At 36.9% G+C, this 21781-nt stretch carries 20 protein-coding genes; 8 read left to right on the forward strand and 12 right to left on the reverse strand.

Annotation, left to right across the window (positions count from 1 at the left end; all coding sequences use genetic code 11):
• Nucleotides 1-63: 63 nt before the first annotated feature.
• Entirely contained in the window at nt 64-2253 is a 2190-nt protein-coding gene (gene recQ / locus AC07VK_RS05145) for a DNA helicase RecQ (RefSeq protein ID WP_131031993.1), read from the reverse strand.
• A 91-nt stretch (nt 2254-2344) separates the two neighbouring features.
• Between recQ and AC07VK_RS05150 the strand changes: the two genes are divergently transcribed.
• Nucleotides 2345-3313 (forward strand): KpsF/GutQ family sugar-phosphate isomerase, encoded by a 969-nt coding sequence (locus AC07VK_RS05150; protein ID WP_492953574.1) that lies wholly within the window; start codon nt 2345-2347, stop codon nt 3311-3313.
• A 15-nt stretch (nt 3314-3328) separates the two neighbouring features.
• On the forward strand, nt 3329-4420 hold the full coding sequence (locus tag AC07VK_RS05155; RefSeq protein ID WP_492953575.1) for a mannose-1-phosphate guanylyltransferase: 1092 nt from the start codon (nt 3329-3331) through the stop codon (nt 4418-4420).
• A gap of 148 nt (nt 4421-4568) precedes the next feature.
• Here the strand turns inward: AC07VK_RS05155 and rlmB are convergent, their stop codons facing one another.
• On the reverse strand, nt 4569-5336 hold the full coding sequence (rlmB, locus tag AC07VK_RS05160) for a 23S rRNA (guanosine(2251)-2'-O)-methyltransferase RlmB (protein ID WP_492953576.1): 768 nt from the start codon (nt 5334-5336) through the stop codon (nt 4569-4571).
• 200 nt (nt 5337-5536) lie between these two features.
• On the opposite strand from rlmB, the gene dnaB reads away from it, so the two are divergent.
• The gene (dnaB, locus tag AC07VK_RS05165; protein WP_029275163.1) at nt 5537-7099 is read left to right on the forward strand and encodes a replicative DNA helicase; all 1563 of its coding nucleotides are present in this window, start codon (nt 5537-5539) and stop codon (nt 7097-7099) included.
• A 518-nt stretch (nt 7100-7617) separates the two neighbouring features.
• Here dnaB and chrA read toward each other — a convergent pair.
• Both chrA and AC07VK_RS05175 read right to left on the reverse strand, forming a co-directional pair.
• The gene (chrA, locus tag AC07VK_RS05170) at nt 7618-8835 is read right to left on the reverse strand and encodes a chromate efflux transporter (protein ID WP_492958808.1); all 1218 of its coding nucleotides are present in this window, start codon (nt 8833-8835) and stop codon (nt 7618-7620) included.
• Between the two features lie 37 nt (nt 8836-8872).
• Entirely contained in the window at nt 8873-9208 is a 336-nt protein-coding gene (locus AC07VK_RS05175) for a tetratricopeptide repeat protein (RefSeq protein ID WP_108198752.1), read from the reverse strand.
• A gap of 131 nt (nt 9209-9339) precedes the next feature.
• On the opposite strand from AC07VK_RS05175, the gene AC07VK_RS05180 reads away from it, so the two are divergent.
• The 5 genes from AC07VK_RS05180 (at nt 9340) to AC07VK_RS05200 (ending at nt 14515) form a co-directional block, all read left to right on the forward strand.
• Nucleotides 9340-10077, forward strand: coding sequence for an electron transfer flavoprotein subunit beta/FixA family protein (locus tag AC07VK_RS05180; RefSeq protein WP_492953578.1), 738 nt, complete (start codon nt 9340-9342; stop codon nt 10075-10077).
• Between the two features lie 80 nt (nt 10078-10157).
• Complete coding sequence (locus AC07VK_RS05185; RefSeq protein WP_492958810.1) at nt 10158-11126, forward strand: electron transfer flavoprotein subunit alpha/FixB family protein; 969 nt, start codon at nt 10158-10160, stop codon at nt 11124-11126.
• A gap of 71 nt (nt 11127-11197) precedes the next feature.
• Complete coding sequence (locus AC07VK_RS05190) at nt 11198-11812, forward strand: bifunctional nuclease family protein (RefSeq protein WP_029275168.1); 615 nt, start codon at nt 11198-11200, stop codon at nt 11810-11812.
• Nucleotides 11813-11999: 187 nt separating this feature from the next.
• The gene (locus AC07VK_RS05195; protein WP_492958812.1) at nt 12000-13379 is read left to right on the forward strand and encodes a nucleoside permease; all 1380 of its coding nucleotides are present in this window, start codon (nt 12000-12002) and stop codon (nt 13377-13379) included.
• Between the two features lie 14 nt (nt 13380-13393).
• Nucleotides 13394-14515 (forward strand): DUF3667 domain-containing protein, encoded by a 1122-nt coding sequence (locus tag AC07VK_RS05200; protein ID WP_492958814.1) that lies wholly within the window; start codon nt 13394-13396, stop codon nt 14513-14515.
• 246 nt (nt 14516-14761) lie between these two features.
• Here AC07VK_RS05200 and AC07VK_RS05205 read toward each other — a convergent pair whose 3' ends face one another.
• The 8 genes from AC07VK_RS05205 to AC07VK_RS05240 form a co-directional block, all read right to left on the reverse strand.
• Nucleotides 14762-16051 carry a citrate synthase gene (locus AC07VK_RS05205; protein ID WP_057934373.1) on the reverse strand — a complete coding sequence of 430 codons (1290 nt, stop codon included), beginning with the start codon at nt 16049-16051 and terminating at the stop codon, nt 14762-14764.
• A gap of 133 nt (nt 16052-16184) precedes the next feature.
• Nucleotides 16185-16715 carry a DUF3347 domain-containing protein gene (locus tag AC07VK_RS05210; protein ID WP_492953582.1) on the reverse strand — a complete coding sequence of 177 codons (531 nt, stop codon included), beginning with the start codon at nt 16713-16715 and terminating at the stop codon, nt 16185-16187.
• 95 nt (nt 16716-16810) lie between these two features.
• Nucleotides 16811-17362, reverse strand: a complete 552-nt coding sequence (locus tag AC07VK_RS05215; protein WP_492953583.1) for a hypothetical protein — start codon at nt 17360-17362, stop codon at nt 16811-16813.
• A 150-nt stretch (nt 17363-17512) separates the two neighbouring features.
• Nucleotides 17513-18031 (reverse strand): hypothetical protein, encoded by a 519-nt coding sequence (locus tag AC07VK_RS05220; protein ID WP_426329591.1) that lies wholly within the window; start codon nt 18029-18031, stop codon nt 17513-17515.
• A 117-nt stretch (nt 18032-18148) separates the two neighbouring features.
• Nucleotides 18149-19078, reverse strand: coding sequence for a tRNA (adenosine(37)-N6)-dimethylallyltransferase MiaA (gene miaA, locus AC07VK_RS05225; protein ID WP_492958816.1), 930 nt, complete (start codon nt 19076-19078; stop codon nt 18149-18151).
• A complete protein-coding gene (locus AC07VK_RS05230) occupies nt 19078-19860 on the reverse strand; it encodes a hypothetical protein (protein ID WP_492958818.1) in 783 nt (260 codons plus the stop codon). Before AC07VK_RS05230 ends, miaA begins: the two co-directional genes overlap by 1 nt.
• Before the next feature lie 54 nt (nt 19861-19914).
• Complete coding sequence (locus AC07VK_RS05235; RefSeq protein WP_492953586.1) at nt 19915-20277, reverse strand: hypothetical protein; 363 nt, start codon at nt 20275-20277, stop codon at nt 19915-19917.
• Nucleotides 20278-20329: 52 nt separating this feature from the next.
• Nucleotides 20330-21424 carry an MBL fold metallo-hydrolase gene (locus tag AC07VK_RS05240; RefSeq protein WP_492958820.1) on the reverse strand — a complete coding sequence of 365 codons (1095 nt, stop codon included), beginning with the start codon at nt 21422-21424 and terminating at the stop codon, nt 20330-20332.
• Nucleotides 21425-21781 lie beyond the last annotated feature (357 nt).

The following is a 21781-nucleotide window of genomic DNA, read 5'->3' on the forward strand; positions in this document are numbered from 1 at the left end:
GAGGCATGAGATTGAGATCTGAGTTTGTCTCAAATCTAGTTTCTCCTATCTCCCACCTAATTTTTAATTTCCTAGTTCTGACATGAATTTAATCCGCATCAATTGAATTTCTTCGCGGGTATAATCGGTTTCGCCTAATTCGTTAAGTGCTTCATCGATAGAATCGCTTTCAGCTGCTCTGAAATAGTCAAATACTTCATCCTGTCTATCATCATCAATTACCTCATCAATGAAATAATTTAGGTTCAGTTTAGTGCCAGAGTTTACAATCGATTCTACTTCTTTTAGGATTTCTTCGTAAGTGATGCCTTTCGAATCGGCAATATCTTCCAAACCAATCTGCCTGTCGATATTTTGAATGATCGAAACCTTCATTTGCGATTTATTGGCCTGCGTTTTAATAATCAGATCGATAGGACGTTCGATATCGTTATCCTCGACATATTTTTTGATCAGTTCGATAAAAGGCGTCCCGAATTTCATCGCTTTACCCGAACCTACACCAGAAATCTGGCGAAGTTCTTCCATCGTAATCGGGTAATGTGTGCACATTTCCTCTAAAGATGGGTCCTGGAAAACTACGAATGGAGGAACACTTTTCTGCTTCGCAATTTTTTTACGCAGCTCTTTAAGTAATGATAAAAGATGGGTATCTAAAGCACCTGTGCCTTGTTTTACATCATCATCATCGTCATCAGCACCGTTCTCTATTGGTTCGTTTAGTATGAATTTAAGGCTATAAGGGTTGATAATAAAATCTCTTCCCTGTTTGGTTAATTTTAATAAACCGTAATTATCAATGTCTTTAAAAAGATAATTATTTAAAACAGCCTGGCGGATAATCGATTTCCACATCAGCTCGCCTTCTTCTTTACCGATTCCAAATTCAGGAATCTTACTGTGTTCGTAAGCAATTGTCTGAGCGGTTTCTAAACCTAAAAATACGTTTAGCAAGTGTGCATCATCAAATTTTTCGCCAGATTTTTCGATAAATTTCAAAACAGTCAACAATTGACTTTCCGCATCAAATTGTTTTTTAGGCTTTTTGCAATTATCACACATGCAGTTACAGCCCGTTTCGTTAAAATTTTCACCGAAATAATGAAGGATCTGTTTGCGTCGGCATACGCCAGATTCAGCGTAATCGATCACTTCTTTTAATATCTGAGTGCCAATTTCGCGTTCCGAAACTGGTTTATCTTTCATAAATTTAGCCAGTTTATCTACGTCTTTTTGAGCGTAGAAAGCTATACATACGCCTTCGCCACCATCACGTCCGGCCCTACCAGTTTCCTGGTAATAACCTTCCATACTTTTTGGCACATCATGGTGAATCACAAAGCGAACATCCGGTTTATCGATCCCCATACCAAAGGCGATGGTTGCAACAATCACCTCGGCATCTTCCATCAAAAATTTATCCTGTGTTTCGGCCCTAACCTTTGGGTCTAACCCCGCATGATAAGGCAAGGCACTAATTCCATTTAGATTTAATGCTTCTGCCACTTCCTCAACCTTTTTACGGCTAAGGCAGTAAATAATCCCGGATTTGCCCGGATTAGATTTGATATACTTAATAATTTCTTTGGTAATGTCTCTTTTAGGGCGGATTTCGTAAAATAAGTTGGGCCTGTTAAATGACGATTTAAACAAGGTTGCTTCCGTCATTCCAAGATTCTTCATAATATCCTGCTGTACTTTTGGCGTAGCGGTTGCTGTTAATGCTATAATTGGAATATTATTTCCTAATCCTGCAATAACCTGTTTAATCTTACGGTATTCTGGTCTGAAATCGTGCCCCCATTCAGAGATACAATGCGCTTCATCAACGGCAACGAACGAGATTTTAATCAGATTTAAAAATTCAATATTATCCTGCTTCGCCAAAGACTCTGGCGCAACATATAATAACTTAGTCTGACCGCTTAAAAGATCAGATTTAACTTGAGTAATTTCAGATTTATTTAGGGATGAATTAAGAAAGTGAGCAATACTGTCATTTCCACCAAAAGCCCTTAATTGGTCTACCTGGTTTTTCATCAATGCAATTAGTGGAGAGATTACAATTGCTGTTCCCTCGCTCATTAAAGCGGGTAACTGATAGCAAATAGACTTCCCTCCGCCTGTTGGCATAATAACAAATGTGTTATTGCCTTCTAAAATATTTGTAATGATCGACTCCTGATCACCTTTGAAATTGTCAAACCCGAAGAAATTTTGTAGGTTATCAAATAACGACTTTTTCACGTCCATTTTGTGTAATAAAATATGCGATGCTATTTTTGTATCCAAAATAACATAATTTTACAAGAATTTCAAGTATTAACAGACAATTATTTTCTCTTTGAAAAGTAAAAAATCAATAATCCAATCGGCTGTAAGCACATTAGAGCTTGAAGCAGCAGCAATATTAAATGTTGCAAAGAATATTAACAGCGATTTTGAAAAAGTCGTATCGAGCATTTTACATGGCAAAGGACGGGTAATTGTTACGGGTATAGGAAAGAGTGCAATCATAGCACAAAAAATGGTAGCTACTTTTAATTCAACAGGTACCCCTGCTATTTTTATGCATGCCGCAGATGCTATTCATGGCGATCTGGGGATGATCCAGGTAGATGATATTGTAATCTGCCTCTCTAAAAGTGGAAATACGCCAGAAATAAAAGTACTTACCCCCTTGTTAAAAACCTCTGGCAATCTGCTCATCGGGATGGTTGGTGAATTGAATTCTTTTTTAGCCGAACAGGCCGATCTGATTTTAAATACTTCTTTCGAAAAAGAAGCCTGTCCGCATAATTTGGCCCCCACTACCAGTACAACGGCGCAATTGGCATTGGGCGATGCCTTAGCTATTTGTTTATTGGAGTGCAGAGATTTTAATGAATCCGACTTTGCGAAATATCATCCAGGCGGGTCATTAGGTAAAAAATTATATTTAAAAGCCCGGGATCTGGCCCTGTCTAACGAAAAACCAGCCATACATCCATCAGCTTCTGTTAAAGATGTGTTAATAGAAATTAGTAAAAACCGTTTGGGTGCTGTTGTTGTTGTTGATAGCGATGATAAGGTGCTTGGCATTATTACCGATGGTGATATAAGACGGATGTTAGAAAATAACAATTCTATTGCAAACTTAAAAGCCGAAGATATAATGGGTAGAACGCCAAAGAGCATACAATTTGATGCTTTAGCGGTTGATGCCTTAGATATTATTAAGCAAAATAACATTACACAGTTGCTAGTTCTAGAACAAAATACTTACTTTGGCATTATCCATTTACACGATCTCCTTAACGAAGGCATTGTGTAATTTTTAAAATAAAAAATGAATAAAGATTATTATGCATTAATTATGGCCGGTGGCGTCGGAAGTCGCTTTTGGCCAGTAAGTAGAACAGAATATCCAAAACAGTTTATCGATTTTTTCGGTGTTGGAAAAACCTTGATTCAAAGTACTTACGAAAGATTTCTAAACATCTGTCCTCCTGAAAATATATTTATCGTTACCAACGAAATTTATTCAGATTTAATTAAAGAGCAATTACCGCAACTAACAGATAACCAGATTTTGGCTGAGCCTTTAATGCGAAATACAGCCCCTTGTGTGGCTTATGGAAGTTTAAAAATAGCCGAGTTAAACCCTAACGCAACGATTGTTGTTGCCCCTTCTGATCATACCATCGCAAATATTGATGGCTTTATAGCATCTATTGAGCAATCTTTAGCGGCTGCCTCAAAAAATGATTGTTTAATCACTTTGGGTATTAAACCAAACCGCCCGGATACGGGTTACGGTTATATCCAGCATACAGATTATGTGCTCAATACCGATACTGATCTGCATAAAGTTAAAACCTTTACCGAAAAGCCAAATTTAGAATTGGCAAAATCATTTTTGCAGAGTGGCGATTTCTTGTGGAATGCAGGGATCTTTATCTGGTCGGCGAAGTCGATATTGAGTGCTTTCGAGAAACACCTTCCAGATATGTATGAGATATTTAACATCGGTAGGTCTGAGTTGAATAAAGCTGGCGAAAAAGAATTTATCAATAATGCTTATTTCCAATGCACCAATATTTCAATAGATTTTGGGATTATGGAAAAAGCAGAAAATGTTTATGTGCTTCCTTCCGATTTCGGCTGGTCTGATTTGGGAACCTGGGCCTCTATTTATGAGATGGCTGAGAAAGATTATGTGGGTAATGCGGTTATCCCTTCAGAGCAGGTACTGATGTTCGATTCATCGAACTGTATGGTAAATGTTCCTAAAGATAAATTGGTTATCCTACAGGGGCTGCACGATTACATTGTTGTGGAAAACAATAATATGCTGATGATCTGCCCAAGAAATGAAGAGCAAAAAGTTAAAGAGTTTGTTGCAGAGGTTAAATCGCGTTTTGGCAATAAATTTATTTAAATAAATGTAAAATGGATGATGTAGCATAGTGTTCATCATCCATTTTATATTTTTATCCATTGTAAGATCCTGAAACAAGTTCAGGAAGACGAACGCTGATGAGATGTATTAATCGATATTAATTCCATCAACCTTCTTCCCTTTTGCATTAAACTGTTCTTTGTCTAACAGCTTCGTATAAAATTACTCCGGCAGCAACAGAAACATTTAACGATTCGATTTTTCCTGCCATTGGTATTTTGGCCAGGTGATCGGCTACCCTTAAAAGATCGTTAGAAATTCCTTCATCTTCTGATCCCATTATAATTGCCGTAGGCATAGTATAATCTGGTGCATAAATAAAATCGCTGGTTTTTTCGGTGCAGGCTACCAGCTGCAGTCCACTTTCTTGTAGAAATAAACAGGTTTTGTGTAGGTTAGCATGGCGACAAATCGGAATGCTGAATAATGCGCCCGCAGAGGTTTTAATTGCATCAGCATTGATCTGTGCTGCATTTTTTAATGGAACAACAATAGCATGAACCCCTACGCAGGCGGCCGTACGCGCAATTGCACCCATATTACGCACATCGGTAACACTATCTAAAACCAAAATTAATGGAACCTCGCCCTTTTCGAAAATGGTTGGAATAATATCTTCAATATTCTGATAGGTAATTGGCGAAATAACAGCAATTACACCTTGATGGTTTTTCTGCGACATGCGGTTCAACTTCTCAACCGGAACCGAATTTAAAGGGATCAAAGTGTCTTTTAGAAGGGCTTTTAATTCTAAAAAAAGATCGCCGCCCAGACCGCGTTGCTGGTAAATGGTTTCAATGTCTCTTCCTGCTTTAACGGCCTCTATTACAGCCCTGATGCCGAATACAAACTCATTATTCTCTTTTGTGCGTTGCGGTCTTCTAAAATTATCCATGTTTTGAAATTGTTAGGCAAAAGTATTCAAATAAAATGTTTTAGCCCTAAACAATGTGCGCCTTATTAACATTTAATTGTTTAAAAATTTATATGACATCGTAAATCCAATAAAATTTAATCTGATTATGCTTCAATTTGTTAACAAACAGCTAGTAACTAATTCGAACAAGCGCATCAAAATTTGATTACTTTTGTGGAATGAGTATCGATAATGAACAAGGCGGAAAGAACAGTATAACTGCTAGAAAAAGCAGGTTAAGTAATACTATAAGTTCACAGGGGAAAATTCCCCCTCAGGCATTGGATCTTGAGGAAGCAGTTCTTGGAGCGTTAATGCTCGAAAAAGATGCGCTTTCTGCTGTAATTGATGTTTTGAAACCAGAGGTTTTTTATAACATTGCCCACCAGAAAATTTTTGAAGCGATTCATATTCTATTTCAAAAATCGCGACCAGTTGATATCTTAACAGTAACGGCAGAACTGCGAACATTAGGCTCTTTAGAAATGGTTGGTGGCGCCTATTACATTACCAACTTAACCAATAGAGTTGCTTCGGCAGCGAATATCGAGTTTCACGCCCGTATTATTTCTCAGAAATATATTCAGCGTGAACTGATCAGAATCTCAACCGAAATTATTACAAATGCTTATGAAGATACAACTGATATTTTCGATCTCTTAGACCAGGCAGAAAAAGGACTTTTCGAAATTGCCCAGAATAACCTGCGTAGAGATACACAGAAAATGGACGATATCATTAAACAATCGTTAGCCACACTTGAAGAGCTTCGTACCAAAACCGATGGTTTAACTGGTGTGCCAACTGGTTTTACAGGGCTAGATAGAATAACTGGTGGCTGGCAAAAGCAGGATTTAGTAATTATTGCTGCACGTCCGGCGATGGGAAAAACGGCTTTCGTACTAACCTGTGCAAGAAACGCCACCGTCGATTTTGCAAAACCAACGGTAGTATTCTCGCTAGAGATGTCGTCAGTTCAGTTGGTTAATCGTTTGATTTCTGGAGAAGCCGAAATTGAGCAGGAAAAAATCAGGAAAGGAAATTTACAGGAATGGGAGTGGCAGCAGTTACACAGTAAAATTGGCCGTTTAACCGAAGCTCCCCTATTAATTGATGATACGCCTGCACTAAATATTTTTGAGTTCAGGGCAAAATGCAGAAGATTAAAATCACAATACGATATTCAATTGGTAATTGTCGATTACTTGCAGTTAATGCATGGTAAAGGCGAAGGAAAAGGTGGCGGTAACCGTGAGCAGGAAATTGGTAGTATTTCGAGAGCATTAAAATCGGTTGCAAAAGAACTTGATGTTCCGGTGCTGGCACTATCGCAGTTAAGTCGTGCGGTAGAGAGTAGACCAGGTTTGCAAGGAAAACGGCCTATGTTATCCGATTTACGTGAGTCGGGTTCAATTGAGCAGGATGCGGATATGGTATTGTTCTTATACCGTCCTGAATATTACGGTATTACCGAGGATGAACAAGGAAGATCGCAAGCAGGTATTGGTGAGGTTATCATTGCAAAACACCGTAACGGTGAAACCGGAATTGTACCACTTAAATTCGTAGGTAAATTTGTGAAGTTTACCGATTTGGAAGAGGACTTTAATGCGCCGCCAAGTTCGTTTGCAGCTGATCCTTCAGCCGGTATGTACCCATCTCAGGATTTTGAAAAACAAAGCAATGTGATTATCCGCCCTTCAAAAATGGACGATTATAACGATGATGATCCACCGTTTTAGGAATAAATAATCTACCTTTTGGAACAAAACTCATTTTTATTTTTTAGCATAAAAGTTTAGCTTTTTTGAAGTTTGCCTATGCTTTTATGTTATGATCTTTTTTTACCCTTCGACTTGGCTACCATTGACGGCCCCCCTAAGGTGGTCGTCTTTCCCGCGCAGGCGGGAATCTTAAAGCGCTCGCTACTAGCGGTAAGATTGCTTCCCCGAAAGGTCGGGACAGGCTGTCGGCTGAAAAAGCCTTCTAGCAATGACAATCCACATGAGCTAAAATGCACGAAAATCTTCATGTCATTCCTATTAATATACCCACAAGTACCAGATCTCTCAAGTTAAAAGCTAGAACTCAGGCACGGAAAACTGGCCTAGTAGCAGGGAACCAACCAATCTAAACCCGATAAAACGAATGCTCCCGATACTTCATCGGAGCAGCAGTGATAGCGGGGCTACATTAACGTATTAGTACTGTAATTGCTTTTCAAATTATAGTGAAGATTCAAAACCTTCATTTGTTATTACTAAAATAAATATCCAATTAATATACCTGCTAATACAATAACAGGTGGACTAACTTTAGTAAAATTTAACAATAAAAATGTAGCACCCATTATCCCTAAAAATATCCAGTTAAAGCCCATCGGTATTAACAGTAGCACAAAAGCAGCGATAATAAATCCAACGCTAACCGCATTGATTCCTGAAAGGCTATGACGGATCCGTGAGATCTTTTTCAGATCGTCCCAAAAAGGTACAATAAATAAAACGAGGATTAATCCGGGCAAGTTGATGCCGATCACCCCGATCAGTCCTCCTAAAATTTGGCCCCATAATCCATAACCAAAATTCCTCATGCTTAATGCGCCTAAGTAGCTCGTAAAAGAAAATGTTGGTCCAGGTAAGGCCTGCTGTAATGCAAAACCCGATAAAAATCCAGATGAAGGTAAATAATGTTTCATCTCTACAAACTCGGTAAACATCAAAGGGACAAGTACTTGTCCACCGCCAAAGACCAATATCCCGTTACGGTAAAAGTTTTCGAGCAAACGAATCGGTAAACTAAAGGGCGATGTTCTGTTTATAATTGCACCTACCAAGGCAAATAAAAGCAAAGCACCCAGAAAGTAAACCAGTTTTTTAGGATTGATATTCGAAAAAAGTTTAACCCTTAACTCCGCTTCCTCTTTTGGTGTTTCGATGGCTGAAGAGATCATTCCGCCTATTAATATCGACAATGGAAACACGTAGGCATTTCTCAAAACTAATGTGGCAATAACCGAAGCAATGGCCAGGAATATAGAAACCTGAGAGGATAAAACTTTTTTACCAAGTTTCCATGCACCATAAGCTACAATACCCAGTGCAATTGGCTGGATGTATTCTAAAATATCGTTAAACTTTTGTTTTTGATCCAGTAAAGCATAACTAATTGCAGCAAAGGTCATTATGGTTGCTGTAGGTAAAATCCAGATCAGGAAAGTAATGATGGCCAGTTTAAGTTTTCCAACTTTCCAGGCGATCCCAACCAGGGTTTGGGTGGATGCTGGTCCGGGCAGTACCTGTGCCAGTGCATTTAACTCTAAAAGTTCTTCCTCTGAGATAAATTTAGTGCTCTGAACAAAGTATTTAAGCAACAAAGCCAGATGCGCTTGTGCACCTCCAAAAGAAGTAAATGTAAAAAAGATTACGTTTCTAATAAATAACCACTGTTTTTTTGCAGCTATGGGTTTTGTTTGCATTTATAGTTAAACTAAAAGCCCCTTTAGGGGTTTGGGGTTAATCGTCTTCATAATCTAATCCGGCAGCTGTATTATATGCGCCCTGTAGTTCAGAAAAAGCGTGCATGTCTCTTTTGTTGCGTGCTACCTGCATTCCCTTCTGATAAATGGCTATAGCTTTCTCTTTTTGATCATCTTTTTCAAGCAATTTCCCCAAATGGTAATAAGTGCCAACATAATCGGGGTGTTTATCCGTTAACTGAAGGTAAAAAGAATAAGCCTTTTCCTTATCATTTTGTGCGTTATACTCTGTGGCTAAGGCATATAGTATAAAAGGATCGTTCGGATCGCTTTCTAAAAATTCTAATAACTTACTTAAACGGGTTGATGACATTTTATTTCCTTGCTTTTTTAATTAAATTTGCAGAAAGACCTTATATAATAAACATATAACATATGAAATTATCATGAGCTAAAAATTTCGGCTTGCGATAGCTTCATAGCAATAAAAACCACTATTAACATATGAAAATATTAGTTTGTATCAGTAATGTGCCAGACACAACGACAAAAATAACTTTTACTAATGATAATACCGAATTCAATACGTCAGGAGTGCAATATATTGTTAATCCATACGATGAAATCGCTTTATCAAGGGCAATTGAGCTAACTGAAGGCGGTAAAGGAACGGTAACGGTTATTAATGTAGGCGAAGCAGGTAACGATCCAACCATTAGAAAAGCGCTTGCAATTGGTGCAGATGATGCGGTTAGGGTTAATGCGGCACCTAGGGATGCTTATTTCGTGGCAAAACAGATTGCAGAATATGCAAAAGATAAAGATTTCAATCTAATTTTAACCGGTCGTGAATCTATCGATTACAATGGTAATCAGGTTGCTGCTATGGTTGGTGAGTTTTTAGATATCCCTTCAGTATCTATTATCAAAAAATTAGCTATTGATGGTGATACAGCGACGATTGAGAGAGAAATTGAAGGTGGTAAAGAAGTATTAACCGTTTCTGGCAAGTTTGTTGCAAGTTGTGCTGAAGGTGTGGCAGAACCGAAAATACCGAATATGCGTGGTATCATGAGTGCCAGAACAAAACCATTGGCTGTAGTAGATGCAGTTGCTATTGAAGAAGTAACTAAGGTTACGAAATACGAAACCCCTGCTCCGCGCGGAACGGTTAAGTTAATTCCTGCCGACCAAACAGAATCGTTAATTGGTTTACTTCACAGCGAAGCTAAAGTAATCTAGCCACTAAATCCCCTGAAGGGGACTTTTAAAATAACTAAAAAATTAAATTTTACTAAAATCCTTTTAAGGAAATAAATTATATGTCAGTATTAGTATATGTAGAACAAGCTGAGGGGAAATTTAAGAAATCTGTATTTGAAGCCGTATCTTATGCCAAAGCCATTGCCGATCAACAATCAACTAGTTTAACCGCAATTTCTATTGGCGATGTAGCCGACAGTGAATTAAAGGAATTAGGTAAATACGGCGCCTCAAAAGTACTAAACGTAAGTGCCGATCAATTAAAAACTTTCGTTAATCAGGCCTATGCAAGTGTTATTGCTGCTGCAGCAGAAAAAGAAGGTGCCGATATTGTAGTTTTATCTAACTCTTTCTCTGGTAAAGGTTTAGCGCCCCGTATTGCAGTAAAACTTAAAGCGGGTTTAGCTGATGGTGCGGTAGAATTACCGAGTACTGATGGTAAATTTTCGGTTAAGAAAACAGCTTTCTCCGGCAAAGCATTCGCCATTACCGAATTAACATCGGCCAATAAAGTAATTGCTTTAAATCCAAATGCTTATGGTGTTAAAGAAAATGCTACAGATGCGGCAATAGAGGCCTTTACTGCTGATGTTAAACAATCAGACCTAGGAACTGTTATTAAAGAAATTGTTAGGGCAACTGATAAAGTTTCATTACCTGATGCAGAATTGGTAGTTTCGGCTGGCAGAGGTTTAAAAGGACCAGAAAACTGGGGCATGATCGAAGAATTAGCTGGTTTGTTGGGGGCTGCTACAGCTTGTTCTAAACCGGTATCGGATGCAGACTGGAGACCACATTCAGAGCACGTTGGTCAAACTGGTATTGCCATTAGCCCTAACCTTTATATTGCTATCGGTATTTCTGGCGCAATACAGCATTTAGCTGGTGTGAGTTCATCAAAAGTGATTGTGGTAATCAACAAAGATCCAGAGGCGCCTTTCTTCAAAGTGGCCGATTATGGTATTGTTGGCGATGCTTTTGAGGTTGTACCAAAATTAATTGAAGCATTAAAAGCACATAAAGGATAATTTTTGTCATCCTGAGCCTGTCGAAGGATTAAACTAAATGTTTCGACAAGCTCAACATGACATCGACAAATATGAAAAAAGTAAAATTAGATATTGTAGGTTTATCTTACAGCCAGACTCAATCTGGTGCTTATGCCCTTGTTTTAGGAGAAGTAAATGGACGCCGCCGCTTACCAATTATTATTGGTGCATTTGAAGCACAGGCCATTGCTATAGAAATTGAGAAAATGACTCCTAGTAGGCCATTAACACATGATTTATTCAAATCTATGGCTGATACTTTTCATATCAATATCCAGGAAATTATCATCTACAATCTGGTTGATGGTGTTTTTTATGCTAAGTTGATCTGTAGCGATGGAAAAAATACACATGAAGTTGATGCCAGAACATCCGATGCTATTGCTTTGGCCGTTCGCTTTAACGCCATGATTTATACTTACGAGTTTATTTTGGCTTCTGCCGGAATCGTAATAGAAGGGAATGATTTTCTTTTTCTCGAAAATATGGATTCTATTGCAAAAGAGCCTGAAGCGGATAGCTTACCCACCTCAACCCAACAACAAGGTTTTGGTGATCTTACCTTAGAAGAACTTCAGCAGAAATTACAGGAAGCCATTGCAGAAGAAGCCTATGAAAAAGCCGCAAGGTTAAGAGATGAATTGAATAAACGCGGAACATCTTAACGTTGTTGCTCATAAAAATGTTCACCTAATCAAAATTTGTCTAAATTTTTTCTCAAATCCTTTCTATAAAAAGCTAAATTCTAAGATGAGCCAAATTATTTAAAATAATTTAGGTTCATTTTGGATTATCATTCAAAATAGTTCTATATTCAGCTTTTACTTTCAATAATCAAACTAAACTATTATTATGAACGTTAAGTTTCGCTTAACTATAATGAGTTTCATGCAATTCTTTGTATGGGCTGCATGGTTAATTACGATTGCAAATTATTGGTTCGGAACCAAACAATGGGACGGTGCAGATTTTGGGATAATTTTCTCTACCATGGGCATTGCATCGCTATTCATGCCAACCATAACCGGTATTCTTGCTGATAAATGGATCAATGCAGAAAAGTTGTATGCTATTTTACATATCCTCTACGCAGCCACCATGTTCTATCTGCCTCAAGTAGAAGATCCGCATACTTTCTTTTGGGTAATATTGGTGTCTATGTGTTTTTACATGCCAACCATTGCATTAAGTAATTCAATTAGTTACACAACGTTAAAAAATGGCAACTTCGATGTGGTAAAAAACTTTCCACCCATCCGTGTTTGGGGAACAGTCGGTTTTATTGCTGCCATGTGGCTTACCAATTTAACCGGTAATAAAGCAAGTGCAAATCAATTTTATATTGCTGGTATAAGTGCTTTATTTTTAGGTGTATACTCTTTCACTTTACCTGCCTGTAAACCTTTAAATTTAATTAGTGAGAAAAAAACATTCGCACAGAAACTGGGCTTAGAATCTTTCAAGCTATTTGCTGATTACAAAATGGCCTTGTTTTTCATCTTTTCTATGTTTTTAGGAGCAGCATTGCAACTAACAAATGCTTATGGTGATGTTTTTCTGGATGAATTTAAACTATTCCCGGTTTTTGCCGAATCTTTTGTAATCCGTTATTCTACGATCATTTTATCTATCTCTCAAATATCAGAAACCTTATTCATTCTGGCTATTCCGTTTTTCTTGAAAAGGTTTGGGATTAAATGGGTAATTGCAATTGCCATGTTTGCCTGGGTATTACGTTTTGGCTTATTTGCCTTTGGCGATCCCTCTACTAATTTATGGATGATCATTACCTCCTGTATTGTATATGGCATGGCATTCGACTTCTTTAATATTTCGGGCTCACTGTTCGTCGAAACTTCAACTACACCAAAAACACGTTCATCTGCTCAGGGTTTATTTATGATGATGACTAACGGTTTCGGAGCTGTGTTTGGAAGTTTAGTGTCAGGTTGGATGATCAATAAATATTTTACTACCTATTATAGCAGTATCGATTCCTTATCTAAATATGTAAAGAGCGAAGCAGACAATAAACATCTCCTTCAATTTTTGAAAAACAAAGGGATCAGTGTATTAGAAAATGGAAATTTAAGCAGGGCATTAGATGTGAAAGACTGGCACAACATCTGGTTATCTTTCACCATTTATGTTCTGGTTATTGCGCTAGTTTTTGTAGTCATATTTAAACACAAACATACACGGGCAGAAGTAGAGGCCATTAATCATTTATAATTTCCATTTATCCTATGTCAGCTGGTAAGTATAGAAAAGAACACAATTGCTTAAACTGCGGTGCTCATGTTGAGAAACATTATTGTAGCGATTGCGGTCAACCAAATTTAGAGTTAAAAGAAAGTTTCTGGGCCTTTATTAGTCACAGCATAGCGCATTACTTTCATTTCGACAATAAATTCTTCCAAACCCTCTCTCCTCTTTTAACAAAGCCCGGGCAGGTTACGCTCGATTATTTAGCTGGCAAAAGAGCCAGGTATATTAATCCGGTGAGTATGTACATCTTCGTATCCATCGTATATTTTTTGGTGGTGTATTCACCAAAACATGTAGAAAAGAATTCTGATTATGGCCATATCAGTATTGAAAAGAAAAAGGATCAAAATGTTACAGATAGTGTAAATAAGGCCCTGAAGCTTTCAGGAATACCTAGAAACATTGCAAATAAGGCAACAACATCGATTAATAAAGCAATCAAGAAAAAAGAATTTATAAAACTTGGTTTTGCTGAGCAGGAAAAGGAACTGAACAGGCTTAGAACCGAAAACGCTAAACTAGCGTCTGATTCTATTGCCGATATGATTGAAGATTATAATGATATCCATATTGAAAGAAACGATAGCACTTATGCAGCTTATTTAGGAAGGCAAAAGAAATTACCTCCCACCGAGCAAGACAATTGGTATGAGCGGATGATCAAAAAAAGGGCAATCAATATTGGAGAAAAATCTGAAGTAATTCAAGAAACGCTAGAGCATAACCGACCAAAACAATACTTTTTGTTAATGCCTTTACTTGCTCTTTTTATTATGTGGAATTTCAGGAAAAATCATATTTATTATTTAAATCACCTGATTTTTGCTATCCATGGAATGACCGCCTATTTTATTGTGCAAATTTTTACAAACCCCTTAATTAAACATGTTTTTGGCAATGGTACTATTATTACCAATATTATTCAATTTGGTGTAGTGGTATGGATCTGCTGGTACATGTACAATGCTTTAAAAGTATTTTATCAAAGAAAACCCTGGAGTATAATTTTTAAAATGTTTTGGATCATTGTAATGTATTGGATAGCCTTTAATGTATCAGAAGTGGTCATGGTAAACCTGATTTATTACGTAGCTACTTAGGCGTTTTATTTGAGATATCTTCATTTATATAAGACTGGACTAAATAGAGTAAGGGTGTTGGCATGGCAGATTAAGATAAATCGTCATTTCGACCGCAGTGGAGAAATCTTTAGATTATTCACTAAACATAGGCTTAAAGATCTCTCCATTCCGCTACGCTTCTGTCGAGATGAAGATTGACCGCTAAAATAAACGCATAAAAAAACCACTCGATAGTGTCGAGTGGTTTTTTTATGCTTAATGAAATTATTTTCTGTCTTTAAGCTCAACAAATTCTCTATCTGTTTCACCCACATAAATCTGGCGAGGGCGACCTATCGGCTCTTTGTTTTCGTGCATTTCTTTCCATTGTGCAATCCATCCTGGTAAACGGCCTAAAGCAAATAGAACGGTAAACATTTCAGATGGGAAGCCTAATGCGCGGTAAATAATACCTGAATAGAAATCTACATTGGGATATAACTTACGGTCGATGAAGTATTGATCAGTTAAAGCCGCTTCTTCTAATTTCTTGGCAATTTCTAAAATCGGGTCATCAATACCTAGGTTTTCTAGGATATCATCACAAGCTTTTTTAATGATTTTAGCTCTTGGATCGAAGTTTTTGTAAACCCTGTGTCCAAAGCCCATCATACGGAATGGATCGTTCTTGTCTTTTGCTTTTGCAATCCACTTCTCTGTATCACCACCATCGGCTTTAATCAACTCAAGCATATCGATTACGGCCTGGTTGGCACCACCATGTAGTGGGCCCCAAAGTGCAGCAATACCAGCAGCAATTGAAGCATATAAATTACAATCAGACGAACCTACAATACGTACTGTAGATGCTGAACAGTTTTGCTCATGATCTGCATGCAGAATAAGCAATTTATTCATGGCATTAACCACAATCGGATTTACATCGTAATCTTCTGTACGTTGTCCAAATGTCATCCAAAGGAAATTGGTTACATAATCGTATTTATTTTTTGGATAAATAAGCGGATGACCTAATGATTTTTTATAAACGAAAGAAACAATGGTTGGAAATTTAGCCAAAAGTTTGATAATGGTTAAATCCTGTTCTTCTGCAGTTTGATTTGGTTTTAAACACTCAGGATAGAATGTAGATAGTGAGAAGATCAGAGAACCTAATTGACCCATTGGATGAGATCTTGATGGGTAACCATCAAAAAATTTCTTCATGTCTTCATGGATCAAAGTATGCTTGCTTATGTCAGCCTGTAGATCTTCAAGTTGTTTTTGTGTTGGCAGATCTCCGTAAATGATCAGATAAATAACCTCTAAAAAACTCGATTTTGCGGCAAGTTCTTCGATTGAATAACCTCTATATTTTAAAATGCCTTTTTCACCATCTAAAAATGTGATTTTACTCTTTGTAGAACCAGTATTTTTAAAACCAGTATCTAAAGTAACAAAACCTGTTAGATCTCTTAATTTTGAAATATCAATGGCCTTTTCATCTTCTGTTCCTGTAATTACTGGCAATTCTACTGTCTTACCATCAACTTTGATCTCTGCAATATCTGACATATTATTGTATTGTGTTTATAGCTTTCTAAATTATATAAAATTAATATACATGCATAACAAATCTGTTAAATTAATATGAATAATTGGTCAAAATGACGTAACAATCATGCTTAATTAAACCAGGTTTAGCACCTTATTTTGCTTTAATCTCTTCGGCAACTCTACCGCATTCTAACATTTCGTTACCGTAATAAGGGTTTTTAATTTCCTTTTCGGTTGATAGCCAATCACCTCCATCTCCTTTATTCGCCATTGGGCAGTGCTGAACATAAATTGTGCCTTTTTCTATTTCCGCATTTTTTAACAATGCAATTAAATCAGCGCTTAAAACTGTGAAATCTTTTCTTTGCGAAACGAGATTATTGCTTCCCGCAATTTTGCCCGCTACAGCCGCAGTAGGCTCACAACCTTTATAAGCAGCCAAACTTGTTTGTAAATGCGCTGCAGATTTTTGTGCATTTGCTGCATCTGATTTTACCAGTGCGTTTTTTAAATCTACATATTGGTTAAAGATTTCAGATTTCTGCTTGTCTTTTATAGAAAGCTCATTTTTAACCGATGTTGAATCTGTTTTTGTTGAATCTTTGGTTTCAGTAGATTTTTTTTCTGCCTGGTTACAGGCCATTAAGGCGGTAAGTATTACTAGTCCGAATATTCTTTTCATTGTATTTGGTTTTCGGCTCAAAATAGCAATTAAAATGGTAAATAAATAAAAAAGTCCCGATTTTCATCGGGACTTTAAATTAAATGATGTTATAATTATAATTTAAAATTATAAGCTAACCTCAGGTTAAATTGTCCGGTTTTCATGAAGTAGAGATCAGAAGCGCTATTGTTTACATAACCTTCATATTTTACACCAAGATCTAGACCGTTTTTCCATTCATAACCTAAACCTCCGGTATAGATAAAGTTCATATTAGCACCATCTTTTATGGCTAAACCTGAACCAAGTTCAGTAGCAAGGTACATTCTTTCGATCGGGAATACCCTAACACCACCCATCACAGGGATGAACTCGAATTTTAGCGGGCTCCCCTTCCATTTTAAACGGGTATAACCGCCAGAAGCAGTAACCGCCACATAAGGGCTTAAATCATACTGAAGTTTTACATCTGCACCATAGCCATAATCCATTTCAGATTTATCTGGAAATATCCCATAGTTAACACCTACACCAATTTTAAAAGCCATTCCGCTTCCTGTTGTCATCGGCTCGGTGGTGCCCATTGTTTGAGCCTTTAAATTTGAAGTGCTTAATATTGCAAGGGCCGTTAATGTCGTTGCAAAAAGTTTAGTAACTGTTTTCATCTTAGATATTTTAAGTTATTAATTAAGGGTTTGGTTTATATACGTTAAAATACCTGAGGTGGATTTTTAAATTTTCATTTTTTTCAGAATGTTATGAAATAAAAAAAGCCCCCTAAAAAAGGGGGCTTCCAATGTTATTTGTGATTAAGCTTATAGACTAAATCCGTATGCTAAACGTAGGCCAACATAACCAGTACTGTTACCATCTTTAGCTAAGCCTTCGTATTTTACGCCTAAATCTAAACCGTTACTCCAGGCATAACCAAGAGCTGGTGAATACACAAATGATGTTCCACTACCTTCGTTAGTACCAAAACCTGCACCAAGTTCTGCTAAACCATAAATACCAGAACCCGATTCGTTAAAGAAATATTTAACACCAGCTTTTACAGGAATGTATCCAAAATCTGGAACATCTACACCAGTATTACCAATTTCTTTACCTAAGAAACGGGTATAACCAGCAGTAACGGGAATCGATAATTGTTTATCAATATCAAATTGATAACGTAAATCTGCACCAAGCGCTACGCTATATGCATCACTTGTTGGTATACCGCCAAAAATTCCTATTCCTAATTTTTGAGAAGATTGCGCATTAGCATTTGTGGTAAAGAATAAAGCCACGACAGCTGCTGAAGTAGCAATGATTTTAGTAATTGTTTTCATTTTAAAGTATTGTTTTTGAGTTAAACTAATATGCTGCAACAAATACAAAGGTTGTGCCAAAAGGGCTTTTTTAATATCATTTAGGGCATAAACCAACATTAAGATGACCAATAAAAGTTAATTTTCGCTAAGTGAAACTTTTTCAATTACCAACTGTTGTAATAGGTTTGTAGATGCTGATGCATCGAGCCAAATGATCTCAACATTGTCCTTTTCCATTTTCCTGAAAAAGGTGTTTTGCCTTTTTGCATATTGGCAAATGGCGATGCCAAGTTTTAGTTTCAGTTCATCAAATGTGAATAAGCCATCCAGATAATTAACAATGAATTTGTATTCCAAGCCATAAAAAACCAGAATTTCTTTACTAATACCTTCTTTAATCAATTGCGCTACCTCCTCAATTAAGCCTGCTTTAAATCTTTGATCGAGCCTTGCCAGGATTTTGGCACGTGTTGTTTCGACTTCATTTTTTAAACCAAAAATAATAGGTTTAATTTCTGGCCGTTCTACAGCCTCCAACTGGTTATGTTTTAGGAAATCTGCTATTTCCAATGCTCGGATCAATCTCTTTTTAGAAGATAGATCGACATGACTTTGGTCTTGATGATTAGTGTTATTGAGTTTAACAATTAGTTCTTCTTTAGATAAAAAGCTCAGCTCATCCCTTAGCTCTTCATTTACAGGAATAGCTGTATAGGTCTGATTTTGCAAAAGGCTATGGATGTACATGCCTGTTCCACCGCAAAGAATAGGCATTTTGTTTTTTTTTGTTATGGTTTCAAAGGCCTTGTAGAAATCGTTTTTGAAAGCATCTACATGATAACGTTCGCCAGGCGCTAAAATGTCGATTAAATGATAAGGAATTGTTTTACCATTAATATGATATTCTTGCAAATCTTTACCAGTACCGATATCCATCCGTTTAAATATCTGACGGCTATCGGCACTAATAATTTCGCCATTTAAGGCCTCAGCAACGCTTACAGCAAGTTTCGTTTTGCCCGATGCCGTTGCACCTAAAATGATGATGAGATTATGCTGATCCATTAAAATTTGAGAATAAACTTTAAACTTCCTGTATTAAACACTTCCGTTCCCATAACCTGATTGGTTTTTTTAATCTGACGATTTAGATTTTCATCCAGAACGTAAGTCTGTGTCTCCAAAATTGCCGTTTGCTTAAAACCTAATTTAATATAAGCTTCTCCTGCCGACCAGTCTCGATCTGCATAAGTCATCAGGTCATTAGATTTATATGTTTCAGCGAAATAAGTTATCAGTTTGCTTAGTCCCCCCGTAATAGAATAACCTGCTTTAACCGCAAACCTGATCAATTCTGCCGATTTATAATTTTCGGTATGGTTCATTTTGCGTAATGCCGAAAAAGTAGCAACCGCTACAAGCGTTTCTTCTTCAAATAGGCCAATTTTATAACGGCTGCTTACCGCCCCCTGCAAGTGATTTTCAATTAAAAAAGAATCGGCAACGGGTTTGGTGATTTTGGATACTTTAGTTTTTCTACCGTGAATACGGGTATTTTTTCCAAGCAAAGATTTTATTCTCGCTAAAACCTGATCTGGTTTTGATTGCCACAGATCTTCCCAGAGATGAACGAGTTTAATGCCTGCCTGACGGTATTTTTCCTGTAATCCAATGAGATGTTGCGGGGTAAATTCATTGTTTAAACTTACCAGATGAATGATCAATTGAGGATCAATCTGTAATAATCGAAATTCATTCGCTGTAAAAAAAAAACATTCAATTTTGTTATTAGCAAGTGCTAAGCTTAATTGATGATGCCAGTTAGCATCAGAAGTTAAATTATTCAATCAGTAGAAGGTTTTTTAGAAAAATTATCTACTGCAAATTTAACCATCAGATTGTTAAATCCATTCTTTTTCTTTAAAGTTAGTATGGATAATTTCTACCAGTGTTTCTACTTCTTTTAATTTGGAATCATCAAGTGCTGAAATTTTTAAACCTGCTTTGTTTTTACCAAAATCGGTTAAATTATGATTTGTAGTAGAAAATTCATCAGTATTGATTTTAACTTCTACGGCATTCCCATTGATATAAACGCCTGTAAAAAAGCGTTCAGTTACTTTTTCACCGTTTAATTCAACGTTTTTTTCACTATAAAGATCATACCCGTTTTCCGAATTTTCGTGTACCGTATATCCGCGGGTGGCATAGGGCTGTATTCCGGCTCTAATGGTCTGGAAAATTTCAACAAGATCAGTTTTCATAATTGCATTTGATTTTAGAATTAAACACCATAGTACAATTATTGTTTAATTTTTATTCCTCAATCCACCAATTTTCTGTCGGTAAATATTCATTTAAAATTATTGTTTCACCCAATTTTGGGGTAACCAAAGGAAGTTGCTTTGCTGCTGCAGCTAAAACCACTCTTTTTATGGGCTCGTTCCAGGGGTGCATGGCTAAGCTAAATTTTCCCCAATGCACCGGCATTAAAACTTTTGCCTTTAAATCGATTGCAGCCTGCACAGTTTCTTCGGGAAACATATGGATGTACGGCCAATAGGCATTGTACTGCCCACATTCGAGCAAGGCTAAATCGAAAGGGCCAAACTCCTCGCCTATTTTGGCGAAGTGTGTATCATAGCCAGAATCACCACCCAAAAATAATTGGTAGTTTTCAGTTTTCAATACAAAGGCCGACCAAAGGGTTTGATTTCTTTTAAATTTTCTTCCGGTAAAATGCCTTGCCGGAACCGCTGTTAACTTCAGGCTATTAAATAATGTTAACGATTCGTTCCAGCACAATTCATTGATCTTATCAACTTTAATTCCCCATTTTTCTAAGTGTTCTCCTACGCCCAACGAAGTAACTATGGTTTTAACTTGTGGTACAATTTTTAAAATACTATTATAATCCAGGTGATCGTAATGATCGTGTGTGATGATCAGGACATCAATATTTCTAAATTCTTCTGCTTTTACAACGTCTGTACCTAAAAAAGCCTTACTTCCAATAAATGAAAATGGAGACGGGGTTTTGCTAAAAACCGGATCGACCAGAATCCTTAAACCCTCTATTTTGATTAGATAAGATGAATGTCCAAACCAAATAATTTCAGGGGTATCGCTTTTAGGGTCGCCGTTTATGTTAGGCACAATAAAAGGTAGTGCTTTATCCGGAACTTTATCAGGGTGTTTTTCGAAAAAAAATGCCTTCAAAATCTTAAAAAAGCTTACACCCTCAGGCTGCATTGGCGTTACCGATTGATTTTGCAGTGCACCATCACGATAATTAGCCAGATGGTGAATTTTTTTTAATCGTTGTCCCCTTGGTAAACGGCCAAAAACAGGCAGGTTCGTTATAATGAAGAATGCAATTAAGATAAAAAGTAAAAGATATACAGCTATCATTTTTAAAAATTAATAAAACCAAAGTAGGAATATGATTTTAAAAGAATAGCATGCTTTAGATATATGACGTATGGATTACTTCTCACGGGTTTAAACAGCAATGCCTCAGCTGGCTGAGGCATTGCTGTGAAAACTTTAAAATAATTAGAATAAGGCACTGCTTTATTTATAACATGCATAAATTTTATACCTTTGGATAAGGGTTAAACAGATAGCTTAGATAACTTTTGTGCCTGCTTGCAGGAAAATAACCCAATTTGACGGGGAGTGGTACGAACACTTCTCGTCTTTTTTGTTTAAATACCCCTCCAAAAATTGAGGGGTACTACTGTTAATCATTGGGGTATAATTTATGAT

Source organism: Pedobacter sp. GW821-FHT01D05 (genome assembly GCF_059422505.1).

Excerpts from the sequence above, each read along its gene's own strand:
- recQ (WP_131031993.1), bottom strand. The coding sequence starts at position 2,253 with ATGGACGTGAAAAAGTCGTTATTTGATAACCTACAAAATTTCTTCGGG.
- AC07VK_RS05155 (WP_492953575.1), top strand. The coding sequence starts at position 3,329 with ATGAATAAAGATTATTATGCATTAATTATGGCCGGTGGCGTCGGAAGT.
- rlmB (WP_492953576.1), bottom strand. The coding sequence starts at position 5,336 with ATGGATAATTTTAGAAGACCGCAACGCACAAAAGAGAATAATGAGTTT.
- dnaB (WP_029275163.1), top strand. The coding sequence starts at position 5,537 with ATGAGTATCGATAATGAACAAGGCGGAAAGAACAGTATAACTGCTAGA.
- chrA (WP_492958808.1), bottom strand. The coding sequence starts at position 8,835 with ATGCAAACAAAACCCATAGCTGCAAAAAAACAGTGGTTATTTATTAGA.
- AC07VK_RS05175 (WP_108198752.1), bottom strand. The coding sequence starts at position 9,208 with ATGTCATCAACCCGTTTAAGTAAGTTATTAGAATTTTTAGAAAGCGAT.
- AC07VK_RS05180 (WP_492953578.1), top strand. The coding sequence starts at position 9,340 with ATGAAAATATTAGTTTGTATCAGTAATGTGCCAGACACAACGACAAAA.
- AC07VK_RS05185 (WP_492958810.1), top strand. The coding sequence starts at position 10,158 with ATGTCAGTATTAGTATATGTAGAACAAGCTGAGGGGAAATTTAAGAAA.
- AC07VK_RS05190 (WP_029275168.1), top strand. The coding sequence starts at position 11,198 with ATGAAAAAAGTAAAATTAGATATTGTAGGTTTATCTTACAGCCAGACT.
- AC07VK_RS05195 (WP_492958812.1), top strand. The coding sequence starts at position 12,000 with ATGAACGTTAAGTTTCGCTTAACTATAATGAGTTTCATGCAATTCTTT.
- AC07VK_RS05200 (WP_492958814.1), top strand. The coding sequence starts at position 13,394 with ATGTCAGCTGGTAAGTATAGAAAAGAACACAATTGCTTAAACTGCGGT.
- AC07VK_RS05205 (WP_057934373.1), bottom strand. The coding sequence starts at position 16,051 with ATGTCAGATATTGCAGAGATCAAAGTTGATGGTAAGACAGTAGAATTG.
- AC07VK_RS05210 (WP_492953582.1), bottom strand. The coding sequence starts at position 16,715 with ATGAAAAGAATATTCGGACTAGTAATACTTACCGCCTTAATGGCCTGT.
- AC07VK_RS05215 (WP_492953583.1), bottom strand. The coding sequence starts at position 17,362 with ATGAAAACAGTTACTAAACTTTTTGCAACGACATTAACGGCCCTTGCA.
- AC07VK_RS05220 (WP_426329591.1), bottom strand. The coding sequence starts at position 18,031 with ATGAAAACAATTACTAAAATCATTGCTACTTCAGCAGCTGTCGTGGCT.
- miaA (WP_492958816.1), bottom strand. The coding sequence starts at position 19,078 with ATGGATCAGCATAATCTCATCATCATTTTAGGTGCAACGGCATCGGGC.
- AC07VK_RS05235 (WP_492953586.1), bottom strand. The coding sequence starts at position 20,277 with ATGAAAACTGATCTTGTTGAAATTTTCCAGACCATTAGAGCCGGAATA.
- AC07VK_RS05240 (WP_492958820.1), bottom strand. The coding sequence starts at position 21,424 with ATGATAGCTGTATATCTTTTACTTTTTATCTTAATTGCATTCTTCATT.